The organism is Vibrio sp. 10N.261.52.A1 (assembly GCF_002876325.1).
Lineage (GTDB): Bacteria > Pseudomonadota > Gammaproteobacteria > Enterobacterales > Vibrionaceae > Vibrio > Vibrio chagasii.
Genome location: NZ_MCYD01000530.1, coordinates 1 through 10,534, shown reverse-complemented (window position 1 = coordinate 10,534; position 10,534 = coordinate 1). Strand labels below are relative to the sequence as shown.

Here is a 10,534-nt window from a genome sequence, read left to right as displayed (position 1 = left end):
ATATTAACACATAGCAAAGTAAAATGGTCAGACCCTTCGCGTAATGTGAATCTAAGAGTTCAAAAAATAACCACTTCCCTTTTGGTAAAACTTTGGTATACTCGCCGCCGCTTTAAATTGTTCTTTAACATCTTGTGGGAAAAACCATATGCATCCAATGCTAAACATTGCGATACGCGCTGCGCGTAAAGCTGGCAACCATATTGCTAAATCTCTAGAAACAACTGATAAGATCGAAACGTCTCTAAAAGGTAACAACGATTACGTTACTAACATTGCTCAAGAAGCTGAGTACATGATCATTGAGACAATCAAAGCATCTTACCCAGAGCACAGCATTATTTCTGAAGAGAAAGGCCTAATCGAAGGTAAAGACTCTGACGTACAATGGATCGTTGACCCACTAGATGGCACCAACAACTTTGTAAAAGGTTTCCCTCACTTCTCTGTATCTATCGCTGTTCGCATGAACGGTCGTACAGAAGTTGCTTGTGTTTACGACCCAATGCTAAACGAGCTATTCACAGCTCAACGTGGCGCTGGTGCTCAACTAAACAACGCTCGTATGCGTGTTACTCAGCTTAAAGACCTTCAAGGTACTGTTCTAGCAACTGGTTTCCCATTCAAAGCTAAGCAACACTCTGAGTCTTTCATGAAGATCATCTCTGGTCTATTCATCGACTGTTCTGATTTCCGTCGTACTGGTTCTCCAGCACTTGACCTATGTTACCTAGCGGCTGGCCGTGTTGACGGTTACCTAGAACTAGACCTAAAACCTTGGGACCTAGCAGCTGGCGATCTAATCGCACGTGAAGCTGGTGCAATCCTAACTGACTTCGCTGGCGGTACTGACTACATGAAGTCTGGTAACGTTGTAGCTTCAAGCGCACGTGGTGTTAAGTCTATTCTTAAGCACGTTCGTGAGAACGCAAACGAAGGTATGCTGAAGTAATTCAGGCCTTATGCTTATAGTCTCTATTTAATAGAGCGCTAAAAAATTCAAAGCCTCGCACACGCGGGGCTTTTTTGTATCTGTGGTTCAGGGATGCGAGATGCGAGCAGAACAGCGCTTATGGTATTAAGTACAACTCACTTCGACCATAAAATTTGTATTGAGTTTTCCTGCAAAATGCAGGCATAAAAAAACCGCTAGTTACCTAGCGGTTTTTTGGTTTAGCGAAACGTATTAAGCCAAGGCTTATGGCATTTCGTCAAACTCTTCACCTTCTTTTTCCACTTGTGGTGGCATTAGGTGTTCACGCGTAATACCCAACTTCATCGCTAGTGCAGATGCAACGTAGATAGAAGAGTAAGTACCAACCGTAATACCCAGTAGAAGTGCGGTTGCGAAACCGTGAATCATAGCGCCGCCCTGAACAAACAGTGCGATAACTACGAACAAGGTTGTACCAGAAGTGATCAATGTACGGCTCAACGTTTGTGTGATTGAACTGTTCAGCACTTCAGGTGCTTCACCTTTACGCATCTTACGGAAGTTCTCACGAATACGGTCGAATACAACAATGGTATCGTTGAGGGAGTAACCGACTACCGTTAGCAAGGCTGCTACGATGGTAAGGTCAACCTCAATTTGCATCAGAGAGAATACACCCAGCGTGATGATAACGTCGTGCGCCAGTGCAAGTACCGCACCTGCCGCCAAACGCCACTCGAATCGCACTGATACGTAGATCAAAATACAGATAAGAGAAACTAGGATAGCAAGGCCACCCGCTTCTGTTAGCTCATCACCTACGTTAGGACCAACGAACTCGATACGACGCATTTCAACTTGTTCACCTGTGCCTTTCTCGATAGCTGAAAGGATTTGGTTACCAAGCGTCTCGCCTGCAACGCCGTCACGAGGACGTAGACGAACCATTACATCACGAGCTGAACCGAAGTTCTGTACCGTTGCATCACCAAAGCCTTCAGCTTCAAGTGCACTACGGATATCAGGAAGGTGTGCTGGTTGTTCAAAGCCAACTTCAATCAGAGTACCGCCAGTAAAGTCTAGACCCCAGTTCAACGATTTCGTTGTTAGGGTGAAGATAGCCGTACCAATCATCAAGATAGAAAGAACAAAGGCAACCTTTGACCAACGCATAAAGTCGATCATTTTGTCTGCTTTTAGAATCTGAAACATATTAATTCCTAGCCTTAGATCGACAGTTTCTTAACGCGTTTGCCGCCATACATCAGGTTCACGATACAACGTGTGCCGACAATAGCTGTAAACATAGAAGTCAGGATACCGATAGACAGCGTTACCGCGAAGCCTTTGATCGCACCAGTACCAACCGCAAATAGAATGATTGCAGTTAATAGAGTTGTGATGTTCGCATCGGCGATTGTGCTGAATGCGTTCGCGTAACCTTGGTGAATTGCTTGCTGTGGACTGCGTCCCTCTCGAAGTTCTTCACGTATACGCTCAAAGATCAGGACGTTCGCATCGACCGCCATACCGACCGTTAATACGATACCGGCAATACCTGGTAGCGTCATGGTTGCACCTGGGATCATCGACATCACACCAATAATCAATACCAAGTTCGCCATTAGCGCAACGTTCGCGATAAGACCAAAACTACGGTAGTAAAGCAGCGTAAATAGCATTACTGCAGCCATACCCCAAACCATCGCCATGATACCCATATCGATGTTTTGTTGTCCCATAGATGGACCAATCGTACGTTCTTCAACAATCGAGATAGGCGCAATCAGAGCACCTGCACGAAGTAGAAGTGCCAAGTTATGAGCTTCAGCTGTAGAGTCGATACCAGTAATTCGGAAGTTACGGCCAAGCGCTGATTGAATCGTCGCTTGGTTGATCACTTCTTCATGCTTAGTAAGAATCACTTTGCCTTCAGGTGTCTTACGACCGCTGTCTTTGTACTCTGCAAATACCGTCGCCATTAGCTTACCGATATTTTGACGAGAGAACGCAGACATCTTGCTACCACCTTCGCTGTCTAGCGAGATGTTAACTTGAGGACGACCATATTCATCAACACTTGAGCTTGCATCTGTAATGCTAGAACCACCTAGGATAACGCGCTTCTTAAGTACCACAGGGCGACCATCACGGTCTTGCTTAATTTCGCTACCAGCTGGGGCACGACCAGAAGCTGCAGCGGCTAAGTCAGCACTGCTATCAACTTCACGGAATTCAAGCGTTGCTGTCGCACCAAGGATTTCTTTAGCACGAGCCGTGTCTTGAACACCTGGCAATTCTACTACGATACGGCTAGCACCTTGACGTTGAACCAAAGGCTCAGCAACACCAAGTTCGTTCACACGATTACGTAGAATGGTAATGTTTTGCTCTACCGCGTAGTTACGGATTTCTTGAAGACGAGCTTCAGTGAAGTTAGCAATCAAAGAAAAACGACCATTCGAGTCAGAGTCTACGAATGTCATATCTTGGTGCTTAGATTGCAGTAGCGATTTCGCTTCAGCAAGCTGCTCTTCATTACGTAAGATCACCTCTACCGCATCTTTGCCCGATGGACGAATAGCACGGTAACGGATCTTCTCTTCACGAAGTTCACTACGGAACGCTTCTTCTTGTTGGCCAACTAGCTTTTCCATTGCAGCGTCCATATCCACTTCCATTAAGAAGTGAACACCACCACGTAGGTCAAGACCAAGCTTCATTGGTGCAGCACCAATAGATTCAAGCCAATCCGGTGTTGAAGCCGCTAGGTTTAATGCAACGATAACGTCCTCGTCTAATGCTTCAGTGATAACATCACGGGCACTAATTTGAGAGTCTGTGTCGTTAAAGCGAACAAGAATGGAACCGTTTTCTAGAGCAACGGATTTAGTTGAAAGGTTTTCTGCTTCAAGAGCATTGGTGACAGCATCCAGCGTAGACATATCTACAGAGGCGCCACGCGCCCCTGTAACTTGAACTGCCGGATCTTCACCGTATATATTCGGAAGTGCGTACAACGCAGCGATGGCAATGGTAAACACCACCATCAGGTACTTCCATAACGGATAACGGTTTAGCACAGCGAGGATCCTCTAGCTGTTTATAGAGATTTCAGAGTACCTTTTGGTAGCACTGCTGTAACGAAGTCTTTCTTGATAACTACTTCGTTGTTTGCGTTCAGTTCGATAGCAACGTAGTCGCTGTCTTCTGCAATCTTAGTGATTTTACCGATCAGACCACCGCTAGTTAGAACTTCGTCGCCTTTGCCCATAGAAGCCATTAGGTTCTTGTGCTCTTTAACGCGCTTAGCTTGTGGACGGTAGATCATGAAGTAGAAGATCACAGCGAACATACCTAGCATGATAAGCATTTCGAAACCGCCGCCTGCTGGTGCACCTTCTGCTGCTGCGTGAGCTTGAGAAATAAACATTTAAAACATCCTCTATTTATATTTTCGTAATTGTTTGTCTAATTGGGTCGTATCCCTTTATTTTCAAGCCCCATCCCTCCGAAGAGAGACAGGGCTCGCAAAAAAGAAATACTAAGATTCTTTACCTAGTGGCGGCACTTCGCGCCCCATTCTTGCGTAGAACTCTGCAACAAACTCTTCAAAGCGGTCTTCATCGATAGACTGACGAATGTCAGACATTACTCGTTGGTAGAAACGCAGGTTATGAATCGTGTTCAGTCGAGCACCTAGGATTTCGTTACAACGATCCAAGTGGTGTAAGTACGACTTGCTGTAGTTCTTACAAGTGTAACAGTCACACTCTGAATCTAGTGGTGTTGTATCGGTTTTATGCTTCGCATTACGGATCTTGATCACACCTTCAGTCACAAACAGGTGGCCGTTACGTGCATTTCGCGTTGGCATTACACAGTCAAACATGTCGATACCACGACGAACACCTTCAACTAGGTCTTCAGGTTTGCCTACGCCCATTAGGTAACGTGGCTTATCTTCAGGTAGTTGAGGACATGTGTGCTCAAGAATGCGGTGCATGTCTTCTTTTGGTTCGCCTACTGCTAGGCCGCCAACCGCGTAACCGTCAAAACCAATTTCCGTTAGGCCTTTAACCGATACATCACGTAGGTCTTCGTACACACCACCTTGAACGATACCGAATAGTGAGTTCGGGTTTTCAAGTTTGTCGAAGTGGTTACGAGAACGCTCAGCCCAACGAAGAGACATCTCCATTGAGTCTTTCGCTTCTTTGTGTGTCGCAGGGTAAGGCGTACACTCATCGAAGATCATTACGATGTCTGAACCTAGGTCTTTTTGGATTTCCATCGACTTCTCAGCGTCCATAAAGATCTTGTCACCGTTTACAGGATTACGGAAATGTACACCCTCTTCAGTGATTTTACGCATCGCACCTAAGCTGAATACTTGGAAGCCGCCTGAATCGGTCAGGATAGGACCTTGCCAGTTCATGAAATCGTGCAAGTCACCGTGCATCTTCATGATTTCTTGACCAGGACGTAGCCATAGGTGGAACGTGTTACCTAGTAGGATTTCAGCACCTGTGTCTTTTACTTCTTCAGGAGTCATACCTTTTACAGTACCGTAAGTACCTACAGGCATGAATGCTGGTGTTTCAACGGTACCGCGTTCAAACTGAAGTTGACCACGACGTGCACCAGCGTTAGTTTTTTTAAGTTCGTATTTTAATTTCACGAAGCCTCCAATATGCCAGAGAAACAATCTGACTGTTAATTCAGAGCTTAAGTTAGCCTTAATACTCTATGAGGAGCGGTCGCGTATTCCTTGCGAGAGATTAGACAGAGAGCCTGCCCGACTCCTAGCTTACTGCTAGCACCCGTAAATTCTTATTTATATCGCTTATAACCAGCTTAAATTAGCTGGTTTTCTTGTTGATGAACATGGCATCACCATAGCTAAAGAAGCGGTATTCGCTCTTCACTGCGTGATCGTATGCACCCATCACGTTGTCGTAACCTGCAAACGCACTCACCAACATGATCAGAGTCGATTCAGGTAGGTGGAAGTTAGTGATCAGACAATCCACCAACTGGTATTCGTAACCAGGGAAAATAAAGATTTCTGTATCACCAAAGAACGGCACTAACTCTGTACCATTTTTCAGAGCGTCTTGTGCTGCACTCTCTAAAGAACGAACCGATGTCGTACCCACTGCGATAATGCGTCCGCCACGCGCTTTCGTTGCCGCAACCGCATCCACCACTTCTTGCGGTACTTCAACGTACTCTGCATGCATGTGGTGATCGTTGATGTTGTCTACTTTTACTGGCTGGAATGTGCCCGCACCAACGTGCAATGTTACATAAGCAAACTCAACGCCTTTCGCTTTCATGTCGGCCATTAGCTTGTCGTCAAAGTGAAGACCAGCTGTGGGTGCAGCTACCGCACCTGGCTTTTCATTATAGACCGTCTGGTAACGCTCTTTATCTGCGTCTTCATCTGGACGATCAATATAAGGAGGCAGTGGCATGTGACCAACACTGTTGAGAATCTCTAGAACGCTTTGATCAGATGTGAAATGGATTTCAAATAACGCATCATGACGCGCGACCATTTCTGCTTCGTACTCATCATTCTCACCAAGGAACAGCTTAGTGCCCGGCTTTGGTGATTTAGAACAACGAACATGAGCCAGAATGCTTTTCTCATCCAGCATACGCTCAACCAACACCTCAAGCTTACCGCCTGATGCTTTACGACCAAATACACGAGCAGGGATAACGCGCGTGTTATTGAAAACAACCAGATCGCCTGGTTCAACCAAGTCTAAAACGTCCTTGAACGAACCATCAGTTAGGTTGCCGTTATTGCCATCTAATTTAAGCAGACGGCTTGCTGTACGCTCTTCTTGAGGGTAGCGAGCAATGAGTTCATCTGGTAGGTCAAAGTGAAAATCTGAAACTTGCATTTTTCTGGTCTTGTTTGGTTGATGAATGAGTAGACGCGACTAAAAATTTCGCAGTGGGCTAGTATAGGCACACGAGCCGCAATAGCAAGGTTTACAGCAATGGATTATTGTAAAGAGGCGTAAAATTATGCGACTTAATCCGCCAGCGAGTGAAATGAAATAGTTGTGTAAAACTCACCCAAAAATGCGCCAGCTCTCAGTTATTTTTTGGATAAAAAACTATAGTGAGAACAACAAATAGATAATAAGGAGGTTCGTATGATCAAGGTTGAAGATATGATGACTCGCAACCCTCATACTTTATTGCGCTCACACTCACTGGCCGATGCTAAGCACACCATGGAAGCGCTTGATATCCGCCACATACCAGTCGTCGATGCCGATAGAAAACTATTGGGCGTAGTTACCCAACGAGACGTTCTCGCCGCACAAGAATCTAGCCTACAAAACATTCCGCCAGCTCAATCTTTTACCCTATCTACTCCTCTCAACGACATCATACACAAAAACGTTATGTCAGTAGAACCTCGAGCTGGGTTAAAAGAGTCTGCTATTTATATGCAAAAACACAAAGTGGGCTGCTTGCCAGTGGTCAGTCATGGCGAATTGGTTGGCATCATCACCGACAGTGACTTCGTCACCATCGCGATCAACTTGCTTGAACTACAAGAAGAAGTAGAGCCAGAAGAAGCTGAAGTGGATTGAGACAGTAATAAAACGAGCCTCATGACATCATGAGGCTCTATTAGAATCAGATTTACTGTTTCTGTTGTTACAGAGGGATAGCATCACTACAAAGGTTAGTTTGTCGAGTTCTGAATTGATGCTTAATAACTAACTGAATATCATCAATCGCTTCCGTCTCAACGATATCGCCATATTCATCACCCAACTGCAGAGACAACCTCCAACCAGAAGCAGCTACACTTCTCTCTTTAAATGAATAAGTTGGGTTAAGTAACTCTCTATTGTCATGATAACCTGCCGTTAAGTTAGCGGTCATACGTTGTCTAAAACTACCTTCAGATACAACACTGTCACGGGAAATATCAGCAAAACGAGTAGAATAAGAGTTCAAACCTCCTTGAAGGCCCTCGCCATCACCTACTAATACTCCTGGAGTGCTACTACGCATGTAACTATTCCCGCCGTAAGTAAGATATGCGTTAGTTGTCGCCTCACCAGATATGTCGTAACTCAGCGCGAGATCAATAGCAACACTATCAATTTTATCAGAATATGTACCGGCAGCACTTAAGCACATAACGTCATCGTCACTACCCACAATCGGACCTTGAAAAAGGAGTGAGGACGGAAAGTTTTTCACAGTACTGAACTCTACTGTTAGCCATTCACCAGAAACTAAATCGCGAGATAATAACTTAAGCTTGGCATTAAAGGCTTCATCAGCATTCAACATTTCACCACTACCATTTGGGTCTGGGTAAAGGATGGTTCTCCCGTTATAGTTATCAATGTAACCAAAAATATCCCTCTTGAGAGAGATAATATCCACGGTTTGATGACCATTCGGTGTATACCATCCGCCATAAAAACTTTCCAAAGCATTGAGGTATTCGATAGATTGCTGGATGTTTGAGACTTTGAATACATCGTCTTTATCTAGCTCTGCATTACGGTCATTGAACGACACTTGTCTACTATGCTCGAAAGCTTGTACAGCATAAAACAACCACTCTTGAAGTTTAGAAAGCTCTAACTCTGCTTGATGCGTTTCAACAGTTAAGGTACTGAAAGATAGTGGATTAGCGTAAGAGCGCTCTGATTCCAGATACTCATTTTGGTCTGTTTCCGCGACCAAACGCAAAGCTTCAGCATTTAGAACAAGCAACCTACTAGCATCATCACTTAGATTAGAAAGTGACTTAGCCATATCAGCTCTAGCCGTTGCCAACTCTAACGTTAGTTGTTGAATTCGCCCCTTAGCAAAAACATCTGATGTCTCTACCTGTAAACCTTCTATTCTTGCACGCTCAAGCAAAGCCAACTTCTGTGTATATAAGTCAGCATCAAGAGAACTTTCCTTCAATGCACCTTGTAAGTCTTCAATAGCAGTAAATGTCGCTGATAAATCGGTAGAGCCGGTATCATTCAAAAAACGATCTAGTATATCAAGAGAGTGTTGTACTTCTTCAGACAACAACAATGTGTTCATGTCGAAAGTCGAAGCTCGACTTTCATCAATTACGCTTTTTAGCTTAAATTCATTAAGACCTAATTTAATCGTAATCTTATCGATCAAATTGCTAGTTTGTTGCACCTGCTCAAGACGTGCCACTTCTAGCGATATATTGTTTAATACCTCACTATGAACTCTATAAGCTCGTTCAACTTCGCTCTTTGCAGCTTGGATGCTTTTCAACTGATAGCCGATTAAGCTGCCTCTACGTTGACTCTTAGTCTGCTCTTTACAGGAGTTAACAATCAATGAGGAAGGACAACCTAGAAGAGTTGATAATCTCTCTTTTGAGCGTTGATTTTCTTGTTCAAAATTTCGTGTAAATACGTCCAATTGATAATGGTAATCTAGGCGTTTTTTTTGAGCCAAATTCAGTGAATTCTCAAGAGAAAGCGTCATTTCATCTAATACGTTCCCTATAGCCTCAGTTGAACTGCTCCCAATACTCTCTTCAGAGTCATAATCTGGCATCAACAAAACGAAATCATCAGGCAGCCCTAAATAGTTAGCTCCACCTTCGAGCCAGTTGGCTACAGATTTCAATTCAACAACGTTACCTTTAAATTTATCTAGCTCAGACGCCAACATTATATGGGTATAGGAATCATCGCCTAACAAACGACGTAACTGCTTCTCTTTTGAAATAACTCGCTCAAGCAGTGAGCTAGCATCATATGCAAGCTTAGATTTTTGCTCTGCAGAACTCGTCGATACTGACTTTAATTTACTGAGTTGTAATTGCTGAGCCAGTAACTCATTCATTAACTGATAAGCTAATAAAGCATCTTTATAACCTGTAATTAAACGGTCTTCTTGATATACTGGTAATGACTGTCCTTTTTCATTTAGGTATCGAGCACTTTTGACATCACGAAATGGCTGCGCACTAGCAAATGATTGAGGGTGCTTTTCGATCAATCTCCAATAGTCATCAAAAGCGCTTAATAGAATATCTAAAGATTGTTGACGGTACTTTTCCACTGCCGCAGTGCTTTCTCGATCAACCCATAATATTCTAGATTGATCAGTTGCACGATTCGCCAAAATAAAATCTGCTGTAGCACGATCATAATAAATATCAAAAAGTACCGCTCTTAAGCCCACCAAATCAGAAGTTTCGATAACGAGGTTTTCAATCGTTTTAATGGCACCAGCAGCTTGACGTTTTTCTGCACTACCCCATAAAGAGTCGAAGGGCACTCCTTCTCCGCCTTCTGATATTGCAACGATAATATCTCCTGTTTTTGGGTCGAGAGTAAACATACGCTCCAAATAACGAAAAGCTGTTAAATCTTTAGCTTCAGTATCTTTTGCATACTGAGGGTATAATTTAGATAACGTTTGTTCGATAGTCGTATGTGTTGTAGAAAATTGAGGTAAACCCGACCAACAGCGTTCACCGTCAATAAACTCCTGGTAACAACTCTGCTTTAGATTATTCTCATCAAATAAATAGTTTTCATTTTTATAATCTGAAGCATTAGC

At 43.8% G+C, this 10,534-nt stretch carries 8 protein-coding genes; 2 read left to right on the top strand and 6 right to left on the bottom strand.

Going from position 1 to position 10,534, the window contains the following annotated elements:
* The first annotated feature begins 148 nt into the window (after positions 1-148).
* Positions 149-952, top strand: a complete 804-nt coding sequence (suhB, locus tag BCT81_RS07455; protein ID WP_008222742.1) for an inositol-1-monophosphatase — start codon at positions 149-151, stop codon at positions 950-952.
* A gap of 246 nt (positions 953-1,198) precedes the next feature.
* On the opposite strand, the gene secF is transcribed toward suhB, so the two are convergent.
* From secF to queA, 5 genes are all read right to left on the bottom strand, one after another.
* Positions 1,199-2,146 (bottom strand): protein translocase subunit SecF, encoded by a 948-nt coding sequence (secF, locus tag BCT81_RS07450; RefSeq protein WP_008222741.1) that lies wholly within the window; start codon positions 2,144-2,146, stop codon positions 1,199-1,201.
* Between the two features lie 14 nt (positions 2,147-2,160).
* Positions 2,161-4,017, bottom strand: a complete 1,857-nt coding sequence (secD, locus tag BCT81_RS07445; RefSeq protein ID WP_004740346.1) for a protein translocase subunit SecD — start codon at positions 4,015-4,017, stop codon at positions 2,161-2,163.
* A gap of 20 nt (positions 4,018-4,037) precedes the next feature.
* On the bottom strand, positions 4,038-4,367 hold the full coding sequence (yajC, locus tag BCT81_RS07440) for a preprotein translocase subunit YajC (RefSeq protein WP_008224112.1): 330 nt from the start codon (positions 4,365-4,367) through the stop codon (positions 4,038-4,040).
* A gap of 111 nt (positions 4,368-4,478) precedes the next feature.
* On the bottom strand, positions 4,479-5,615 hold the full coding sequence (gene tgt, locus BCT81_RS07435) for a tRNA guanosine(34) transglycosylase Tgt (RefSeq protein WP_004740348.1): 1,137 nt from the start codon (positions 5,613-5,615) through the stop codon (positions 4,479-4,481).
* 181 nt (positions 5,616-5,796) lie between these two features.
* The gene (gene queA, locus BCT81_RS07430; protein WP_102423708.1) at positions 5,797-6,849 is read right to left on the bottom strand and encodes a tRNA preQ1(34) S-adenosylmethionine ribosyltransferase-isomerase QueA; all 1,053 of its coding nucleotides are present in this window, start codon (positions 6,847-6,849) and stop codon (positions 5,797-5,799) included.
* 258 nt (positions 6,850-7,107) lie between these two features.
* On the opposite strand from queA, the gene BCT81_RS07425 reads away from it, so the two are divergent.
* Positions 7,108-7,554 (top strand): CBS domain-containing protein, encoded by a 447-nt coding sequence (locus tag BCT81_RS07425; RefSeq protein ID WP_102423707.1) that lies wholly within the window; start codon positions 7,108-7,110, stop codon positions 7,552-7,554.
* 67 nt (positions 7,555-7,621) lie between these two features.
* Here BCT81_RS07425 and BCT81_RS29160 read toward each other — a convergent pair.
* Positions 7,622-10,534: hypothetical protein (locus tag BCT81_RS29160; protein ID WP_102423706.1), on the bottom strand; the 2,913-nt coding region annotated here is incomplete at its 5' end.

Excerpts from the sequence above, each read along its gene's own strand:
- BCT81_RS07425 (WP_102423707.1), top strand. The coding sequence starts at position 7,108 with ATGATCAAGGTTGAAGATATGATGACTCGCAACCCTCATACTTTATTG.
- secF (WP_008222741.1), bottom strand. The coding sequence starts at position 2,146 with ATGTTTCAGATTCTAAAAGCAGACAAAATGATCGACTTTATGCGTTGG.
- yajC (WP_008224112.1), bottom strand. The coding sequence starts at position 4,367 with ATGTTTATTTCTCAAGCTCACGCAGCAGCAGAAGGTGCACCAGCAGGC.
- suhB (WP_008222742.1), top strand. The coding sequence starts at position 149 with ATGCATCCAATGCTAAACATTGCGATACGCGCTGCGCGTAAAGCTGGC.
- queA (WP_102423708.1), bottom strand. The coding sequence starts at position 6,849 with ATGCAAGTTTCAGATTTTCACTTTGACCTACCAGATGAACTCATTGCT.